This is a genomic window from Aquimarina sediminis, from assembly GCF_002895435.1.
In the GTDB taxonomy this organism is placed as follows: domain Bacteria; phylum Bacteroidota; class Bacteroidia; order Flavobacteriales; family Flavobacteriaceae; genus Aquimarina; species Aquimarina sediminis.
This window is the reverse complement of sequence record NZ_POYJ01000005.1, coordinates 1-18276: the sequence shown is the minus strand read 5'-3', so window position 1 is coordinate 18276 and position 18276 is coordinate 1. Positions and strand designations below refer to the sequence as shown.

The 18276-nt window shown below is 32.4% G+C and carries 20 protein-coding genes and 1 pseudogene; 16 read left to right on the top strand and 5 right to left on the bottom strand.

The annotated features are described in order from the left end of the window. Nucleotides 1-168 precede the first annotated feature (168 nt). The 12 genes from C1X07_RS12600 (at nucleotide 169) to C1X07_RS12545 (ending at nucleotide 9280) form a co-directional block, all read left to right on the top strand. Nucleotides 169-1263 carry a serine hydrolase domain-containing protein gene (locus tag C1X07_RS12600; RefSeq protein ID WP_241507254.1) on the top strand — a complete coding sequence of 365 codons (1095 nt, stop codon included), beginning with the start codon at nucleotides 169-171 and terminating at the stop codon, nucleotides 1261-1263. 195 nt (nucleotides 1264-1458) lie between these two features. After that, nucleotides 1459-2013, top strand: coding sequence for a GNAT family N-acetyltransferase (locus C1X07_RS12595; protein WP_103070386.1), 555 nt, complete (start codon nucleotides 1459-1461; stop codon nucleotides 2011-2013). Between the two features lie 33 nt (nucleotides 2014-2046). Next, the gene (locus tag C1X07_RS12590; protein ID WP_103070385.1) at nucleotides 2047-2595 is read left to right on the top strand and encodes a cupin domain-containing protein; all 549 of its coding nucleotides are present in this window, start codon (nucleotides 2047-2049) and stop codon (nucleotides 2593-2595) included. A gap of 97 nt (nucleotides 2596-2692) precedes the next feature. Then, nucleotides 2693-3592 carry an alpha/beta hydrolase gene (locus tag C1X07_RS12585; RefSeq protein WP_164914154.1) on the top strand — a complete coding sequence of 300 codons (900 nt, stop codon included), beginning with the start codon at nucleotides 2693-2695 and terminating at the stop codon, nucleotides 3590-3592. A gap of 280 nt (nucleotides 3593-3872) precedes the next feature. Beyond that, nucleotides 3873-4328 carry a hypothetical protein gene (locus C1X07_RS12580; protein WP_103070383.1) on the top strand — a complete coding sequence of 152 codons (456 nt, stop codon included), beginning with the start codon at nucleotides 3873-3875 and terminating at the stop codon, nucleotides 4326-4328. Nucleotides 4329-4390: 62 nt separating this feature from the next. Further along, nucleotides 4391-5821 carry an AraC family transcriptional regulator gene (locus C1X07_RS12575; protein WP_103070382.1) on the top strand — a complete coding sequence of 477 codons (1431 nt, stop codon included), beginning with the start codon at nucleotides 4391-4393 and terminating at the stop codon, nucleotides 5819-5821. A 14-nt stretch (nucleotides 5822-5835) separates the two neighbouring features. Beyond that, complete coding sequence (locus C1X07_RS12570) at nucleotides 5836-6273, top strand: GNAT family N-acetyltransferase (RefSeq protein WP_103070381.1); 438 nt, start codon at nucleotides 5836-5838, stop codon at nucleotides 6271-6273. Nucleotides 6274-6456: 183 nt separating this feature from the next. Next, entirely contained in the window at nucleotides 6457-6876 is a 420-nt protein-coding gene (locus C1X07_RS12565) for a DUF1801 domain-containing protein (RefSeq protein WP_103070380.1), read from the top strand. A 74-nt stretch (nucleotides 6877-6950) separates the two neighbouring features. Then, nucleotides 6951-7688, top strand: a complete 738-nt coding sequence (locus C1X07_RS12560; protein ID WP_103070379.1) for a protein phosphatase 2C domain-containing protein — start codon at nucleotides 6951-6953, stop codon at nucleotides 7686-7688. Beyond that, the gene (locus C1X07_RS12555) at nucleotides 7689-8225 is read left to right on the top strand and encodes a GNAT family N-acetyltransferase (RefSeq protein ID WP_103070378.1); all 537 of its coding nucleotides are present in this window, start codon (nucleotides 7689-7691) and stop codon (nucleotides 8223-8225) included. A 96-nt stretch (nucleotides 8226-8321) separates the two neighbouring features. Further along, nucleotides 8322-8945, top strand: coding sequence for a hypothetical protein (locus C1X07_RS12550; protein WP_103070377.1), 624 nt, complete (start codon nucleotides 8322-8324; stop codon nucleotides 8943-8945). Nucleotides 8946-8977: 32 nt separating this feature from the next. Then, on the top strand, nucleotides 8978-9280 hold the full coding sequence (locus C1X07_RS12545; protein WP_103070376.1) for a DUF1330 domain-containing protein: 303 nt from the start codon (nucleotides 8978-8980) through the stop codon (nucleotides 9278-9280). Nucleotides 9281-9310: 30 nt separating this feature from the next. Here the strand turns inward: C1X07_RS12545 and C1X07_RS12540 are convergent, their stop codons facing one another. Continuing rightward, nucleotides 9311-10414, bottom strand: coding sequence for a helix-turn-helix domain-containing protein (locus C1X07_RS12540; RefSeq protein ID WP_103070375.1), 1104 nt, complete (start codon nucleotides 10412-10414; stop codon nucleotides 9311-9313). A gap of 148 nt (nucleotides 10415-10562) precedes the next feature. Here C1X07_RS12540 and C1X07_RS12535 point away from each other — a divergent pair, with 148 nt between their 5' ends. Then, nucleotides 10563-11111, top strand: a complete 549-nt coding sequence (locus C1X07_RS12535) for a type II toxin-antitoxin system RatA family toxin (RefSeq protein ID WP_103070374.1) — start codon at nucleotides 10563-10565, stop codon at nucleotides 11109-11111. 23 nt (nucleotides 11112-11134) lie between these two features. Here the strand turns inward: C1X07_RS12535 and C1X07_RS12530 are convergent, their stop codons facing one another. Next, nucleotides 11135-11956: an alpha/beta hydrolase gene (locus tag C1X07_RS12530; RefSeq protein WP_103070373.1), complete on the bottom strand. Its 822-nt coding sequence runs from the start codon at nucleotides 11954-11956 to the stop codon at nucleotides 11135-11137. A 187-nt stretch (nucleotides 11957-12143) separates the two neighbouring features. On the opposite strand from C1X07_RS12530, the gene C1X07_RS12525 reads away from it, so the two are divergent. After that, nucleotides 12144-13355: a bifunctional alpha/beta hydrolase/OsmC family protein gene (locus C1X07_RS12525; RefSeq protein ID WP_103070372.1), complete on the top strand. Its 1212-nt coding sequence runs from the start codon at nucleotides 12144-12146 to the stop codon at nucleotides 13353-13355. A 35-nt stretch (nucleotides 13356-13390) separates the two neighbouring features. Here the strand turns inward: C1X07_RS12525 and C1X07_RS12520 are convergent, their stop codons facing one another. Together C1X07_RS12520 and C1X07_RS12515 are read right to left on the bottom strand one after the other, a co-directional pair. Further along, complete coding sequence (locus C1X07_RS12520) at nucleotides 13391-14248, bottom strand: hypothetical protein (RefSeq protein ID WP_103070371.1); 858 nt, start codon at nucleotides 14246-14248, stop codon at nucleotides 13391-13393. Between the two features lie 349 nt (nucleotides 14249-14597). Further along, a complete protein-coding gene (locus C1X07_RS12515; protein WP_317046081.1) occupies nucleotides 14598-15083 on the bottom strand; it encodes an HD domain-containing protein in 486 nt (161 codons plus the stop codon). Nucleotides 15084-15316: 233 nt separating this feature from the next. Between C1X07_RS12515 and C1X07_RS25385 the strand changes: the two are divergent. Then, nucleotides 15317-15460: pseudogene (locus tag C1X07_RS25385) on the top strand (Crp/Fnr family transcriptional regulator); the annotation flags it as partial. A gap of 150 nt (nucleotides 15461-15610) precedes the next feature. Further along, nucleotides 15611-15712: a helix-turn-helix domain-containing protein gene (locus C1X07_RS25380; protein ID WP_262494917.1), complete on the top strand. Its 102-nt coding sequence runs from the start codon at nucleotides 15611-15613 to the stop codon at nucleotides 15710-15712. Nucleotides 15713-15844: 132 nt separating this feature from the next. On the opposite strand, the gene C1X07_RS12500 is transcribed toward C1X07_RS25380, so the two are convergent. After that, nucleotides 15845-18276 (bottom strand): InlB B-repeat-containing protein (locus C1X07_RS12500; protein ID WP_128755268.1); only part of this gene is annotated, 2432 nt, incomplete at its 5' end.

Genomic DNA, 18276 nt, shown 5'->3' with positions numbered 1-18276 from the left:
CTATAAAACACATAGGTGATACATATTGTTTTCTGGGGAACACTATACTTCTCTGTTAATCTTACAATATGGATATTCAGAATACATTATAATTTCGAAACACTATTCATGGCATAAACATTGTGGCTTAACAGATCGCACAGTAAGCACTTTATGAAGTTATACATTATGAAAAACAAAATAGTTCTAATACTCTTTATCGTATTTATAAGTTCGTTTTCCTATGGGCAAAACTCTTATAAATACACTCAACCTACACTACTTAATGATGGTTGGGAAACCAATAGCCTAAAATCACTGGATATTGATTCTACAAGAATTTATCAACTGTTCAATCAGCTACAAAATGGTAAACATAAAATTCATAGTGCCTTATTAATAAAAAATAATCAGGTTATTATCGAAGAATATTTTGGTAACAATAATGCTGGTATGCAACATGATCTTCGCTCAGTGAGTAAAAGTATCAGATCAATTTTGTTGGGAATTGCAATCGATAAAGGAATTATTGACAATATAGATGATCCAATAACCAAATATCTCAAAAACCCTGTTGCCAAGAAGAACCTGGATACGCGAAAAGATAAAATCACCATAAGACACCTAATCACCATGTCTACCGGCTTGGATTGCAATGACTGGGATAAAAACTCAAAAGGTCAAGAAGATAAGGTGTATAAAAAGAAAGATTGGTTACAATACACTCTTGATTTACCCATGATCAATGATCCGGGAACTGTTTCTGATTATTGTTCAATGGGTGTTCTTTTAATGTCTGAAATCATCAGTCAAGCTTCAGGAATGACTATTGATAAATTCGCCCAAGAGCATTTATTTAGACCTCTGGACATCAACAATGTTAGTTGGGGACACACAGCTAATAAAAAAGTGATCCCTTCAGCCAAAAGAATTAATATGACGCCTCGGGATATGGCAAAAATTGGCAAGCTTATACTACAAGAAGGGCTATGGAATGATCAGCAAATCGTATCCAAAAAATGGATTGAAGAGGCTACCACTCCCAAAACCAAAATCACAGGAATTGATTACGGTTTTTTATGGTGGAACATCCCTTTCCGATTAGATAATAACGTATATACGTCCAAAACAGCCACTGGAAATGGAGGGCAGTATATCATAGTTTTTCCTAAACTAAGTATTATTGCTGTATTTACTGGTGGAGCTTACAATTCTCAAGAAGATAAGTTACCCTTTGCTATTATAAAAGACGTTTTCTTACCCGCTTTTGCTTTGCAGGAGTGATATTCAACATCAGTAATCTACTAACATACATTCATAGATATCTAGCAAAATAACCAGACTCTTGATAAATTCATAAATCATAGAAAATACTATGGTATTCTTCCAAAATCTACTAGTTTTATAAAAAATCTAGTTGACTTAACAATCTCTACCGTTATACCACTAATATCCATTGCTAAAATCAAATTACAAGAGATGAAAATTCATATAGAAACAGAACGGCTAATCATCAGAGATCTTGAAAAATACGATGCACAAGGAATCTTTGATCTTGATTCTGACCCTGAAGTTCATGAGTTTTTAGGAAATAACCCTATTAAAACAATTGATGAAGCCCATAATGTAATCGATTTGATTAGAAAACAATATACCGAATACGGAATTGGTCGGTGGGCAGTTATAGATAAAAAAACAGAAGATTTTATCGGGTGGACTGGATTAAAATATGAGCAAAGGGTGAGAAAAGATTTTAGCTACTACGATCTGGGATATCGATTAAGGAAAAAGTATTGGGGAAAAGGAATTGCCACAGAGACTGCTATAGAATCCCTAACCTACGGATTTAATACTTTAAACCTAAAGGAGATTTGTGCGGCAGCAGATATAAAACACTTGGCATCTAATAAGGTTCTTAAAAAAGTTGGGTTAAATTTTATTGAGACTTTTGACTTTGAAGAAGAGCCACATAACTGGTATAAGATTACAAAACCCGAGTGGGTGGCATTGCATAAAACGATCAAGACCATTTAAAAATATTTCACACACTTATCATTAGAAATACTTATGAATATTACTCTACAAAAAACCTTATTATTTGCTGTAATACTAATAGTAAATAATAGCTGTAAGCATCATAAAGAACCACATACTTCTGAAAAAGGCAAAACCGATATTCCTGTACACATATCCTCTGACCAAGGTAAAGAATGGAATGTCTTTGGGGTAAAAATTACAGGGAAAATTTTAAGTAACCAAACCAATGGTGATTATTCGACCATTATTACAGAAACACCACCAAATGGAGGACCTCCGGTACATGTACACAAAAACGAGGACGAGCTTTTTTATGTTTTAAAAGGCAGCTACATATTTAAGTGTGGAGATAAAAAAATCGAAGCCAAACAAGGAGATTTTATTCGATTACCTAGAGGGATTCCCCATAGTTTTATCAATATAGATACTATTACTGGTATTACCATGAATACAATGACACCAGGTGGACTTGAGAACTTTTTTAATGATATAGCAAAAGCTTCAGAGAATAGTAAACTGGCAAAACACGAAGTAGATTCTATTGCAAATACGTATGGAGTAAAGTTTATAAAAAACTAGGTTAAATATCCATGTATTGCCTCTAACTATGGATTTAGAATGTGATATTTGTCAAATAAGTAGCAAACAAATTCTTAGAATTAAACAAATGATTACCATGAAAAACATATTGACTTTTATACTTATAATGGCTATAGAAGTTTCGATCGCTCAGACACAATATTTAGATAGTATTTTTTCTGAAGTCAATAAAACTACTCATGTCTTTAATACTCATAAAAATGATTCTTTACAATTAGATTACTATATCGCTTCAGAGATCAAAGAACAAGTACCTCTTTTGGTGTATGTACATGGTGGTGGTTTTTCTGGAGGACAAAGAGACAGTGATGGCATTGTTGCATTTGCAACAAAACTTGCGCAACATGGATTCGCCGTTGCCTCTGTATCGTATAGATTAACAATGAAAGGAATTGGTTTTGGATGTAATACCAAAACTAATAAAAAAATAGAAGCAATTGATGCAGCTTCGCACGATGTAGGTATCGCTATAAAATATATCCTTGATCACAATCAGGAGTTTAATATTGACAAAAGCAAGGTAATTCTTGCCGGAGGAAGCGCCGGTGCAGAGGCTGTATTAAATATGGCGTATGTGTATGAAGATAATACCCTACCTGCCGATTTTAAATATGCAGGTGTAATCAGCCTGGCCGGAGCCATAACTACAGTAGACAAAATAAAACATGAAACAGCAATACCCACACAACTTTTTCATGGTACCGGCGATATATTGGTTCCTTACGGAGTTGCTCCTCATCATTATTGTAAATCTAATGACAAAGGTCTTTTAATGCTATATGGTTCTGCGCCTATTGCCAAACGGTTAAAAGGACTTGGTAGCCCTTATTACCTATATTCTATTACCGGGGGCTCACACGCCTGGGCAGAACTACCCTTAACCAAGTGTTTTAGTGATATTATTGATTTTTTATATCATGATGTACTGTATAGTACATCGATAAGACAAACTGAACGAACAATAAATACACTTTGATCATTAGATGATATAATTCTATGGTAAAACAGGTCTTCAAAAAAAGAACATCTTACTTCATCTATACAAAATCAAATTTCATAATCTATTTAGACAATTTAGTATTAGTAAAAAGAAGTCATATAGTTCCTGATGAATCTCTGCCTAGGGTACAAGAACTTTATTATCATCAATAATAGTAAAAATAGAAATTAATGTAAACATTATACTATTTACTCAAAATCCTATAGATTTATACAAAATACTAATGGAATAACATCAATAGTACCTATTGTAACAAATGAATATCAGTTTTGATCTCGACAGCACAATTATTCCTAATGGAAATGAATTTGAAACTGAAAAAAGAAGTCGTATTGCAAAACTCGTTGGAATTGAAGAAATACGAGCAGGAACACCTGCCTTAATTTATGATTTACAGCATCTAGGTCATAAAATACATATTTACACTACTTCGTTTCGAACAAAACTTAAAATACGCCTAACATTAAGATTTTACGGAATCAAAGTAGACAGAATTGTTAACCAAACCGAAAATCAAAGAGTATTAAAATCCCGAAATATAAATGCTTCAAAACACCCCTTGTCATTTGGTTTTGAATTGCACATTGATGATTCTAAAGGTGTCGAAATTGAAGGCAAACAATATAATTTTAAAACTATTATTGTTAATCCTGTAGATAAAAATTGGATTAAAAAAATTAAAAATGGAATACAATTATTAGAAGCTACCTAAACAGAACATTTTCAAAGTCTTTAGTTTTATACTAAAATAAATCCTGCAAGTATATAGAATCCATGCAAAATGAAATAACAAAATCAAGGCAAGAATACATTAAGCGAATCAATTATGTAATGGATTTTGTTGAAAAAAACTTAGACTCAGATTTATCTCTGGAGCAATTATCAAAAAAAGCCTTTTACTCCCCTTATCATTTTCATAGAATTTTTTCGGCAATTGTAGGAGAATCTATAAATGAATTCATCAACAGAAAAAGAATAGAGCGAATTGCTTCTATCTTACTGGTAGGCAACCAGAAACCTCTCAATGAGCTCATCTACAAATATGGTTTTAACAGTAGTAGCTCATTTGCCCGAGTATTCAAAAAATTCTATGGAGTTAGTCCTACAGCATTTAAAACAAAAGGTAAAGACATTGTTAGCAAGATCGGTATACTCCCTGTAACACTTGATACATATGTTTGTAGCATTGATAACATCAAAAAATGGATTGATATGAATGCACATATAGAAGTTAAAAAACTACAGGAAATAAAACTAGCAGGAATCACACATATAGGAAAGTTCGATGAAATCGGAAATACATATGAAAGGCTATTTAAATGGGCTTCACAAAAAAGGTTACTAAATTCTAAAAACCTAAAAGCCATAACCATATATCATGATAACCCCAAAGTTACCCAAATGTCAAAGGTAAGACTTAGTACTTGCATAACGATAGACAAAGATATTAGTGCTGAAGGAGAAGTAAAACCAATTTTGATTCAAAGTGGTCACTATGCGGTAGGACATTTTGAGATTACGGCAGATCTATTTCAAAAAGCCTGGGATAGTATGTGTGTTTGGGTATTAGAAAATGGGTATAACTTTAGAGACAGTGATTACTTCGAAATCTATCTTAACGATCACAAAACCCACCCCGAACAAAAGTTTGTAATAGACATCTGTATCCCTGTTAAAAATAGCCATAAGAAAGGTGCCTCTCCTCAAAATAATATAGTAGAGAACTCTGATAGTAATTTGGGATACTATAAAGAGCAAATTAAAAAAGGAAAAATACAAAAAGACTATAATCAGCTCATTACATATATAAAAACTATAAGAACTTACTTTATCAAAGAATACGCAGTTACTTTTAAAGTAGGTAATTTGAATCAGGGTAATATGGATTTTACATATTTTTCTATAACTCCTGCTTCACTAAAAAAACTAAAACTAAAATTTGTCATTATCTTTAATCATGTAAAAATGCAATTTGAAATTTGCTTGTCTGGACAAAACAAACAGATCAGAAAAAAGTATTGGCGTATCTTTAAACATAGCGATTGGGATGTATACCATATTCATGAAACCGGTGATGGTTTATCCATTATCGACCATATACTTATTCAGTATCCCGATTTTGACGACCCAGATACATTAACCCAACAAATAGAAATCATGACGATGAAATTCGTTAAAGACATTACAAATGTTCTTGATGGATAGAAAGAATAGTGTAGATGATAAGACCATATGACATATCAGACAAAAATCAATTAATCGAGCTCTTTAAGCTCAATACTCCAAAATATTTTGATCCAAAAGAGCTAGCTGATTTTAAGGAGTATCTACAAGATCACGGTGACACATACTTCATCGTAGAATACAAAAACCAAATTGTAGGAGGAACAGGCTGTTATATTCAAGAAAGTAACAAGTCCGGGCAAATAACATGGATCTTTTTTCATCCCGGATATTCGGGACTTGGTTTAGGAAAAAAAGCCGTAGAACATTGCCTGGCTATTCTCAAGTCAAACCCAGTTGTAGAAAAACTAGTAGTAACGACCTCACAATTAGCTTATGGCTTTTTCGAAAAATTTGGATTTCAACTTATCAAAACAGAAAAAGATTACTGGGGTCCAGGGCTTGATTTATACTATATGGAACAACAACGATAGGGGCATACACTACTACTACCTCTCTTATCCTCATAAAAGAAGACTTTTCTGAGTGGTATTAACTATATTTATTATAAGTTTATGTTTATAAAAAATCAGAAACTAATCAATTAATATTGAAGTATGAATACTATTTCTTAGATATCGGTTTAGGATGATATTACATGATAAACAAACAATTGTATGGAATTAGTCACAAACCCAAAAGTCACAGATGTCTTTAATAACTACCCTCAAGATGTACAACCTCAACTACTCCATCTTCGAGAACTAATTCTGGGTGTAGCAACAGAAATCGAAGGACTTAACAAGCTTGAGGAAACCTTAAAATGGGGCGAACCAAGCTATCTTACAAAATATGGAAGTACTGTGAGAATCGATTGGAAAGAAAAAAGTCCTGAGCAATTTGCCATATACTTTAAATGTACTTCTAAGCTAGTTCCAACATTCAGAACAATCTATAAAGATATTTTTGAGTTTGAAGGTAACAGAGCAATCATTTTCAAATTAACCTCCAAAATTCCAGAAAATGAACTTAAACACTGTATTTCTTTGGCATTAAGATATCATAAAGTAAAGCACCTTCCGTTACTTGGAGCGTAAGGTTTTATACATAGCGTTATTCCAAAATTGTAATCCTCAAAAAATGAAGAAACTAATTACAAATCAATATTAAATTGAAGATATACACCACACTACATATTGGAGAATTTCACACCAATTACTGCGAAGATTTTTATGTTAACGAAAAAATTGCCTCTAATGAAAGGTTAATTGCTGTTTTGGATGGTTGCACCATGGGAACAGAGTCTGTTTTTGCTTCTATCTTGTACGGAAAAATATTACGAAACATCTGTAAGAAAAAATATTACGAAGAATTTATATCTGCTATCCCAATTGACTTAAAGACCAAATTAAAACAAATCATCGAGCAATTAATTCATGAAACAAAACTGATAAAAAACCAACTTGGACTTGAAACGAATGAATTACTTTCTACGTTAATTATTGGTATCATTAATACCGAAAAATCTGAAGCCGAATTTCTGGCTATTGGAGACGGATTAATTTGTAAGGATGGAGAATTAATTGAATATGAACAAAACGATAAACCAGATTATCTGGGATATCATTTATCTGAAGATTTTGAAACATGGTATAACCTACAAAATCAAAGACTATCAGTATCAGAATTCAAAGATTTGTCCATCTGTACCGATGGTATATTTACTTTTAAAAATTTCAAAAACAAGGAAAAACAAAAGACCGATTATGAAATTATCAAGCACCTTTTGGTTGATAATAAAAATTCAGAATTTGATAATTTTCTGGATAGAAGGATAAAATTCCTCAAAGATGAATTGGATCATGTAGTAACAGATGATCTTGCGATTGTAAGAATTAAAACAAAATAAATGGATACAAGTAAAAGACTTATTTTGGGTAGAACAAAAAGTGAAGATGTTGATGAGTTTTATAAAATATACGCCGATCCAAAAACAAATAAATTTAACCCAAATGGTCCATTAACTGATAAGCATATTGCTTCTCAAATCATTCAAAAATCAATTGAACACTGGGAAAAACACAAATTCGGAATGTGGACTATTAGAACAAAAGAAAATCCCGATAAAATTATTGGCTTTGGAGGTCTATCCTATCGAAAATATGAAGATACTCTAAAACTTAATTTAGGTTATCGATTTAATAAAGAATATTGGGGAAATGGATATGCTACAGAATTAGCTACATATGCCGTACACCATGGTCTCATAACCTTAGGTAAAAAAGAAGTATTTGCTTTGGTACGCCCCAATCATATTGCATCAATAAAAATATTGGAAAAAAGTGGAATGAAACTTATCGGTAAGCTTGATGATGTTCCCGGAGCAGAAAAGAGTTTAATCTATACTATACAACAACCAGAATACAATACTATTACCAAGAGCTAAGATCAATTGTTTACAATGAATGCTTAACCAAAAAAAGAGTACATTTATCTAAGTAATTATCAAAATTTATATTGCATTGGTACTATCTAAAAGGTTATGAAGTTTTTAAAAGTATTAGTTAAAAAAATGTTTAACATCCAAATAGGAGCGTACTATGGGGCATCCGCTTATGAAATGAATAATTTTTTTTGTGGAATAGGTGAATCCGAAATCTTACCCTCAGAAATAAAAATTTCAAAATATCCTTTTGAACCCTCCTATGCCTTTCCAGAAAGAATCATAAAAGCTCAGGAAATTACTGCAATTTGCTATGACTCTTACCCTCTTCTCTTACAAATCAAAAACGAAGTAATCTTTGTTTCGCGAGAGCATTACGAACCCTTAAAAGAGTTTACCAAAAGAAATGCTATAAGAACCTTTGAAGCGACAAAGAATTGGGACTGGTTACTAGAACCATTTATAGATACAGAATACACCGAAAAGATCGATAAAAACATTACTGAGATCTTAGTTGAAAATGGAATTACCAAATATGAAATTAAAAAGATCCGTAAAGAAGTAGAACAACAAATGCTAAAGTATAATTTTGATACCATGCTTTGGGAATGGCGTGGTCTAGGCTTACCTGATGTGCTAGGCGCAATGCGTGTAAAATACAACAAAGAAGAATTTGCTGAGTTCTATAATCGAGCCATGGAAATTGAGTTAAGAACAGAGTAGTAACACATTATACTTACAACAGATCAAGTAAGATGATATATATAACGCAATTAATTTTTGTAAAAGAAGGGAAAGAAAATGCTTTTTTAGAATTTGAAGAATATGTCATCCCTTTAATGGAAAAATATAGCGGTCGAATACTCTATCGTATCAGACCGGATAAAAATAATTTTGTATCGGGAGATGAAGAATTACCATATGAAATTCATTTTGTAACCTTTACATCAGAACAAGGTCTAAAGGAATATATGAAAGACCCAAAACGAATAGAATTTATACATCTCAAAGAAGAATCTATTAAATCGACATTGACAATTAAGGGAGAAAAAGTATAAGGTTAATACAGTTATTAAGCACAAAACAACTTAAGTAACCTTTTGCACATATTGAGTTGGTGTCATTGTCGTTATTTTTTTAAAAGCTCTATAAAAGCTAGTTTTACTGCTAAACCCACACTCCTCTCCTATTGCTTGTACAGATATTTTTTGCAGTGCTCCTGATTCTAACATTTCTTTAGCTTTGCCTATTCTATATTGATTTACTATATCATAAAAATTAGAGTTCATTTTTTCTCCTAACACCTGAGAAATATGATGCGACGGTATATCAATCATCTTTGCCATATCTGCAATCTTGAGATTAGGAATCAGATATTTCTCATCATCACTAAAAAAACCATGAACCTGTCGCTCGATTTCTTGCAATTGTGATTCTGACAATGGAGATGTCTTATACTTTTTCCCTTCTAGCATGGGTAGCACTTGCTTAATATCTACTATCCAAAATCCTAGCAACAAAACAGTAATAGACATAAATCCAGATAGGATAATTTCAGTAGTTATTGCTGAAACTCCAGTAAGTAAAAACCCTGTTTGTAATAAAATTTCTATAAAAGCTAAAATGACTAATAGTAAACCAAATCGTTTTAACAAGACACCATTGTTTTTATCTTTTTTATATATAAAAACTAATGACGCTACAGAATATATAAATAACAACATAAGATGCAAACTAGCTTGTAACCATTCTGAAAATTGTACCCCCTCTCCTGGTAAAATATCATAGTAATATTGTATAATCTCCCGTTTTTCTTCTATACTACCCAAATATTTGGGAAATAAAAGTACAAGTATTGTCAAAAAAGGAAGTATGTGAAAACTATCAATCGCTTTTAACCTAAAAGAAGAATCTCCATAACTTTTTACAAACAAATAAAAGCTAGGACCAATCAAATACAAAAGAGGATAACCAACTCCAAGCATATGTGGCCATAACCAAATAAGCTTGGTGGTAAATAACAAATAAGTAAATAAATGTTGTATTAACCCCAAAAGAGCGATTGCTAAATAATATCGTGATTGTTTAAGAGAAGTACTCTTTAGAACAACCAATATGATAAAACTACCCACCAAAATAACACCTCCCAATAAAAAGGTTACTATAAATGAAAATGACTCTATACTATTCATATGATAAAAATAGTACTCCTTAATTAAATGAAAAAATATGCCATCAATCAAAACTTGGCAAAAGAGTACCAATTAATTGAGCGCTCCCTATTTGCAATATATTCAAGGGATTTTCACCCTACTTTTATACCATCAAAAACAAATAATTATGAAACGTAAAATCTTTAAAGGAATCGCTATTTTTTTTATCTTGGATATTATACTAATACTAGTATATGGGTTTATCCAATATCCAAAAGCCAAAGGTGAACAACATTTTATAGCAGAACGAATAATTCATGCTCCTAAGGATCAAGTCTGGAAGGTAATATCTGATGTTGGCAACTACCATGAAGTAACGGCTCCAAATATTGATCATGTAGAAATTATAGAAGGAAAAGGACTGGGCATGAAACGTATATGCAAAGCTCCAGATGGTAGTAGCTGGGAAGAAACATGTACTATATGGAATCCCGATAACGAATTTGAATTTGTAGTAAATACCCAAAAAGAAGATTACCCCTATCCCCTAAAATCTTTATCAGGTTTTTGGAAAGTAGAGACAGTTAGTCCAATGCAAACTCGATTGTATATGGATTTCACTTACGAATTTAAAAATCCATTTTTAAGTGGATACTTCTTATCAATAGGTATGAAACAAGCAGAAAAGGATACAGAGTTCTTATTAGATAACTGGCAACGATTAGCTGAGAAATAAAAATAAGTGATAATACTACACTTCTACAGCTTAGAAGTAATAAAAGTTAAAACATCTTGCAAAACCACTTGTTGCTCTGGCTCATTGTGTAATTCATGGTATAACCCTTCATACTCCTTAAATTCAATTAGGGTATTTGTAGATGCGAATTCTTTTGACCCTTTGTAACTGGTTAGCCGATCTTTTGTACCATGTATAACCATTGTTGGTATTGTTAACTTACTGCCATTACTTTTTGCCCATTTCCCTGCATTAAAGCAAGATAAAAAGAATGATGGTGTGATTTTACTATGAACTAACTTATCCATATTATATGCATCAACTACATTTTTATCTCTACTAATTGCAGTTACATCAAGGTTAGTCGTATCGCTATATGCTGGGTAAATCTTGTTCATTAGTTTAGCCAGACTAACTTTAAATCTAGGAGGATCAAAAGGTAAGGTTAACCATGGAGAAGATAAAACTGCTGCATTAATTTTAGGGTTTCTTTTGAGTAAATAATTAACTACAACATTTCCTCCCATACTATGCCCATAAACAAATAGTGGTACTTCCTTATTTTCTCGGGTAGCTATAGTAACTATTTCTTCAACACTATCCAGCAAAAACTCATAATCTGGTGTATAGCCACGCTTACCTTCTGACAGACCATGACCGATATGATCATAGGAATACACACTAACAGAATGAATATTAAAAAAATTAACAACATGAGCGTATCGTGAACTATGTTCTCCCATTCCATGTACAAGGCAAACTACTGCAGCTGGATTATTAATTTGCCATGACTGTGCATATATCCTATTACCTTCTTGTTGCCAGTTAAACTCGTTATACACCATTAATCACATTATTTTCAATACAATATAACAAATAGTAAGAACTCAAACGAATAACATGTTTCTCTTTATTAATCATTTTTGATAACATAGAAAAAGAATCACCTGTTTCTCTTTAACATATTTTTAACCCTTCCAAAAAGTTATCTTATTTCAAAAAATTCGACATTTATTATAAACATTCCGTTCTATGAGCCTATCAAAAGTTACTTTTACGAATTCTGAAGGTCAAACACTCTCTGGTCGTTTGGAACTACCCGCTGATCAACATCCACATAATTTTGCATTATTTGCACATTGTTTTACCTGCAATAAAAACTTGGGAGCAGTAAGAAATATAAGTCGTGGTCTTACTTCTCAAGGATATGGAGTTCTAAGGTTTGATTTTACCGGACTAGGAGAAAGTGATGGTGATTTTGAAGATACTAATTTCTCTGGAAATGTAGAAGACCTAATAGCTGCATCAAATTTTTTAGTAAAACATTTCAAAGCTCCGTCGCTACTAATAGGTCATTCTTTGGGAGGTGCTGCTTCAATTTTTGCTGCAAAGAAAATTGATTCGGTCAAAGCTGTTGCTACAATTGGTGCCCCATCCAATCCTCAGCACGTAACTCATTTACTAAAAAGTAGTTTAGAAGAAATTAAAAGTAACGGGAAAGCTACAATCAATTTAAGTGGAAGAGATTTTACTATAAAAAAGCAATTCCTAGATGATTTAGAAACCCAGTCACTTTCTGAAGTTTCCAAAAATTTGAACAAAGCACTCTTGGTAATGCATTCTCCTCAAGATAGTACAGTAGGTATAAAAAACGCAGAAGAAATTTATCATGCTGCCAAACATCCAAAAAGTTTTATTACCCTTGATGGTGCTGATCATTTGTTAATGCAAAAAAAGGATTCTCTATACGCAGGCAATGTTATCGCACAATGGTCTTTGCGATATATGGATATCCCCGAAGAACAACGTCTAAAAAGCAACCATCACGTTGTTGCCAGTCTAGGAAATGAGAAAGGGTTTACCACTCAAATGAAAGTAGGGAATCATTATATGCTGGCTGATGAACCCGAAAGTGTTGGTGGGTTTGATTTTGGTCCTTCTCCATATGAATTAGTATCTGCCGGTCTATCAGCCTGTACCGCAATGACCATAAAAATGTATGTTGCCAGAAAAGATTGGGATCTGCAAAATGTCGAGGTTCACACCAGTTATAGTAAGTCTCACATGGTCGATTGTGAAAATTGCGAAGACCCAACAGCAAAAATTGATACTTTCAAAAGAGAAATAAAAATAGAAGGTGATCTAGATGAAAAACAAATTAAAAGAATTCTTCAAATTGCCGATAAATGTCCGGTTCACATAACACTACACAACGATACACAAGTAATTACTACATTATTATAAAAATAATCAAAATCTAACTCAACAATAAATCATTATTAAGTGGTCAATTCTCTCTTCGTGAGATATTTTTGCATATAATTATAAATAATAGCCAAAAGCAAAACAAATATTGCTGTTGTAACCCCAAGAAATACATTATAGTAGGTTTCTAAAGTTAGTGAAATTCGTATTAAGATTGTAGCTAATACAAATGCCGTATACCTAAAAACTCGGTAATAATTTATAGTATACCTCAAAGCTACCAGAACAATAATGATATCTGTAAAAATCAATACCGTATAAAAAGTATCAAAAGAGTGTAAATATTTCCCGGTTTGGATTAAAACAACAAAATCCCGACAACCTATTAAGAAAAAGGAAATTAATAAAAATAGTGCTAATAGTTTTTTTATTCGAACGAATTGGGTTTGGTTAACAAACGTTTCTGATAACCTAATTTGACTATTTAGTCTTTGAGTAAACCCCATAATTGTAAAAATAGCCAATGCTCCAAACGAATATACAAGCATACTTTGTATAGTATCTTTGGATTCACTCCACATCAAAAAATTATCAAGATGACTAAACTCTTTGAAGGCATCCCTTAGGAATATCAATGATAATAATTCAAGCTGTTTACTCAAGGATCTGGAAACTGATTTTGGTAATACAAAAATCAAACTAAGCAACTCTAAAATTAAAAGAATTGTAAAAGCGACCTCAATCGCAAAAAAGGGATGTTTAAAAACATTATTAAAGTCTCCAATAGAAATTAGTTTATAATACACCAATGAGCTGCAAATCCCACATATTATAAATGAGAATACCAAAAAAGAACTTATTCTCTGGATTATTTTTGGGCTTTCCCAAAATAAAACCTGCTTATCAAATAGTTTTATTATTTGCTTTATCATTTTATCGAATTCTGGTTCTTTATACTAATTAAAAAACAAACCTGCCGAGCAAACTAATTCGAATAAAACAACATTATCCAAACAAGCAATGCTTCAACAAATTGTATCATTCTAAAGAGCGCAAATATAAATAAAATCTGTAAGAATTTTCTTTTTAAAATTAAGTTAAAAAACAAAAAATAATAGAATTGATATGAGTCTATATTTTAGATAGATTTATGGCTCACCACTCTTATTATTTGTAATATGTATCAATCAATTGTTTAGCATAATCCCATAAAGTATTTGAGCCATTTTTTATAGATTTAGTTTTTTCAAATACTTTACTATACGCTACATTAAATTCTGCTCATGAGCCTCCATTATTTGAAATATTTTGTAGTATCGGCTCTAATCGATCCATAGCATGAGCAAATTTAGCTTCCTTAGTTCTTTTTTCCTCAAACTCCAGCCAAATAGAAACTAATTCTATGGTTTGATCCTTTGGTAGTAATCCAAAGATTCGTTTGGCAGCTATAAGTTCTTCCTCTGTATTAGAATGATTTTTTTGGGTATCAAAAATAAAAGTATCTCCAGCATCTATTTCTACAATATCGTGTATAAGAACCATTTTTAAAACTTTCAAAATATCGATATCTTCATTAGTATGTTCGGCTAATACAATTGTCATCATAGCTAAGTGCCAACTATGCTCTGCATCATTTTCGTGTATATCACTATCAAATAATTTGGTTTTACGCTTTATGTACTTGATTTTATCAATTTCTTTAATAAACGCTATCTGCTTGAATAGTCTTTCTGGTTGCATTATATAATGTATTTTTATTGTTTTCAAAGAAATGGTGTAATGAGCTAAATAAAAAGGACAAATGTCCCGCAAGAAAAATGATAAGAATTAACTCTGAAGTATTAAATTATTTTGATACTCTTTATCAATTAAATAAAGACGATATTTCTATAAAAAACTTTGATCCTGGTCAAGAAGTGATAGGACAAAACAAAAGATATTTTTCTCTTTTCATTATTAGACAAGGGATTACCAAGTGTTTTTGATCAGACGAGAAAGGTAAAAACTTTATTCAAGAATTTTTGGGAAAAGGAATGCTCTTTGGAGAAATTGAAGTGTTTAGTGATAAGAGCAGCTTTTGCTCAATCAAGTCAATAACATCTCTAGAAGTTTATCAAATATCCCATTCTTATTTTAACAAACTCCTTGAGGAAGACAAACAGTTTAATCGACTCGTTATAAAATCTCTTGCCGCCAAAATAAGCTATAAAGCTCCAAGACATTCGTATCAGCATTCTTATGCCATAGAAGATAATGTTTTACGGCTTCAGAATCAGTTTCCAGATTTGATCAAAGTGATATCTAAACAAGATATTGCAAATTATCTAGGTATAACAATACGTAGCTTAAACAGAACACTAAACAAGTTAAAAGAAGAAGGAATGTTAAGCCAATAGCATAATAGAATTAGTCTCCCTACAAGATTACTCTTAGAATCTTAAAATATCTTTACCCTCATAAAAAAACCACTAACTATATATAGAGTTAGTGGTTCTAAATGTAAATCGTAAGGCTTCTTCTAGCTTACTTTACTTTTTTATTATTTGTTCTGTTTTCAAAACTCGTCCTTTCTCATCATTAATCGAGAGTAAATAAATTCCCGAATGAATTACTTTTGGACTTATAACCATAGTTTCATTTTGTGATCGAGATGAGATTTTTTCTTTATGAATCACTATACCACTAAGGTTATAAACAACAATAGTAAAGGTTTTGTTGCTTTGTGATAGAGATGTACTTATATTAATATTACTTGTAAAAGGGTTGGGATGAATTTTAAAGCCCTTCTCTCTATTATTATTTACTATTATTTCTGAAGATCTCGCGCTAGTTGTTTTGTATTCTACCACAAGTTTTGGTGCTTTACTTGCTCCTCCTTCATAAGAATCGGCTACTCTTTTTGCAGATGTACTGGTCAAACTATTTCCTTTACCTCTAATAATAAAACTAGCATTATTACCTGAAGACCAATTGCTTTTGTTTACCAAACTTTGCACCATACTCTTTAGATCAGGAGAACGTTGCTTATTTCCGTTTCTTGTCCAAGATCCGGGGTTCCAGGTTACTTTACTTGAGAAAACACTTCTCCCAGAAACATTATTAGATGAAGAAAATGCAGGAGAATTGCTACTATTATGTAATGATATTTCTAATGAAGCACTTGCACTATTACTTTCATCGGGATTAAACTGGAGGTATGCATTAGTTATAGTAGCATTTTTAGGGATATTGACAGATCTAAATCGTAATCCAATAATCTGATAGCCTTGACTATTATAACTATCGTATACTAATTCGAGATCGCTACTATCAGAATATACATTACCATTCTCTCCTTCTTCTACATCATCACTACCTCTGCTAATAGCAACTTCTATAGTTTGTGGTTGACCACCACCAGAATCCTCACTAAAATTAGCAGTAACCGTTTTGTTAGCGTTCATTGTAATAGTACCTGGATTCGAAGTTCCGGAAAGAGCACCACTCCATCCATCAAATTTCCATCCTGAAGCTGGAGTTGCCGCAACACTTGCTATACTTCCTTCATTATAAGTTCCTCCTCCACTTACCGTACCCTGACCTATGGTATTAGTTGCAAGAGTATAGGTTATAGAAGTTTGACTACGTTTATAATTGGCATATATAGAGTACTTATAATTAGTTTGAGCACCACTACCATAACTAAATGGTATGTTATTACCACTAGTAGACCAACTGGATCCTGTAGCCTCATATCTACCTGGAGTCCCTGCTGTATAAGGAATACCAGGATTATTAGAAAATATCCAAGTTAACCATATTGTATTTCCACTATTTACTGTCACCGGGTTTTGTAATGAAACCGTTTGCCAACCTCTGTTCGGTTGAAGCGTAGTAATTGACGTTTGACCGATTCTATTACCAGGTACTCCATTATTATCATTGTATACCCCTAACTGTACACTACCTGTTCCTCCTTCGGTATGAAAAGCTATACTTTGTAGTATTCCATCCTCACTCATTGTATATGGCATTGCTCTTCTGGTAGAATGTGTAGAAATACTTCCTCCAACAGTTGTAACACCAATAGTATATAACGGAGATGAACCATCTAATGTAGTTACATTTAATATAGAACTAAAACCAGAAACGTTTCCTGCTGCATCTTTTGCTTTAACCTTAAAGGAATATGTTGTATTTGGTGATAATCCACTGGCGGTATATCCTGTAGAAGATACTGTAGCTACCACTGAATTATTTTGATATACGTCATAACCAGTTACTCCAACATTATCAGTAGATGGATTCCAGTTTAATGAAACTGAATTAGCCGTAACATTGGATGAAGCTAGATTTGTTGGCATTGAAGGAGCTTCATTATCCACAACAGAAGTATTATTTATCGTAACAACACTTCCATTTGAAGGGTTCCATACATCTAGCCCAGAAGGTATTTGAAATACATTATTATTGGAAACCTGCCCTACCTGAGATGCATTATCAACTCTAATGGTACGCATCTCTATTTTATTAGCATCAACAAAAATCCATTTGAATTGATTAAATCTAGCTGAATTACGTGTCCATGTTTTATTATCATCATTTGATCTTAATGGAGCTCCCCAACAGCCTTCGCCAGCATAGACGGTTCCATTTTGATTATCTCTTACAAAACCTTCATCATTTCCTGATCCAGTTGTTGGTCGAACAGGCCAGGTAGTCTTTACTGTATGAGCATCACATTCTACGACTAGCTTTACTCCTTTGTCATAAAAAAGTCGTGCCCAATTGTTATACTGATTATTCCCCTCTCTTTTAGAAGAAACATGAGGACGCATAGGTTTATGGTACTGTGCCATTTTCCATATCGTATTCGGATTTGCATTTAAATCATTACGCAACCATGAAGTTTGGCTCCCAGAAATAGAGATTTCTGTGTTTAAAGTATATGCTCTTACCAAATTATTACCAAAAGTAATGG

Coding starts and splice junctions, on each gene's coding strand:
- C1X07_RS12600 (WP_241507254.1), top strand. CDS start 169: ATGAAAAACAAAATAGTTCTAATACTCTTTATCGTATTTATAAGTTCG.
- C1X07_RS12595 (WP_103070386.1), top strand. CDS start 1,459: ATGAAAATTCATATAGAAACAGAACGGCTAATCATCAGAGATCTTGAA.
- C1X07_RS12590 (WP_103070385.1), top strand. CDS start 2,047: ATGAATATTACTCTACAAAAAACCTTATTATTTGCTGTAATACTAATA.
- C1X07_RS12585 (WP_164914154.1), top strand. CDS start 2,693: ATGAAAAACATATTGACTTTTATACTTATAATGGCTATAGAAGTTTCG.
- C1X07_RS12580 (WP_103070383.1), top strand. CDS start 3,873: ATGAATATCAGTTTTGATCTCGACAGCACAATTATTCCTAATGGAAAT.
- C1X07_RS12575 (WP_103070382.1), top strand. CDS start 4,391: ATGCAAAATGAAATAACAAAATCAAGGCAAGAATACATTAAGCGAATC.
- C1X07_RS12570 (WP_103070381.1), top strand. CDS start 5,836: ATGATAAGACCATATGACATATCAGACAAAAATCAATTAATCGAGCTC.
- C1X07_RS12565 (WP_103070380.1), top strand. CDS start 6,457: ATGGAATTAGTCACAAACCCAAAAGTCACAGATGTCTTTAATAACTAC.
- C1X07_RS12555 (WP_103070378.1), top strand. CDS start 7,689: ATGGATACAAGTAAAAGACTTATTTTGGGTAGAACAAAAAGTGAAGAT.
- C1X07_RS12550 (WP_103070377.1), top strand. CDS start 8,322: ATGAAGTTTTTAAAAGTATTAGTTAAAAAAATGTTTAACATCCAAATA.
- C1X07_RS12545 (WP_103070376.1), top strand. CDS start 8,978: ATGATATATATAACGCAATTAATTTTTGTAAAAGAAGGGAAAGAAAAT.
- C1X07_RS12540 (WP_103070375.1), bottom strand. CDS start 10,414: ATGAATAGTATAGAGTCATTTTCATTTATAGTAACCTTTTTATTGGGA.
- C1X07_RS12535 (WP_103070374.1), top strand. CDS start 10,563: ATGAAACGTAAAATCTTTAAAGGAATCGCTATTTTTTTTATCTTGGAT.
- C1X07_RS12530 (WP_103070373.1), bottom strand. CDS start 11,956: ATGGTGTATAACGAGTTTAACTGGCAACAAGAAGGTAATAGGATATAT.
- C1X07_RS12525 (WP_103070372.1), top strand. CDS start 12,144: ATGAGCCTATCAAAAGTTACTTTTACGAATTCTGAAGGTCAAACACTC.
- C1X07_RS12520 (WP_103070371.1), bottom strand. CDS start 14,248: ATGATAAAGCAAATAATAAAACTATTTGATAAGCAGGTTTTATTTTGG.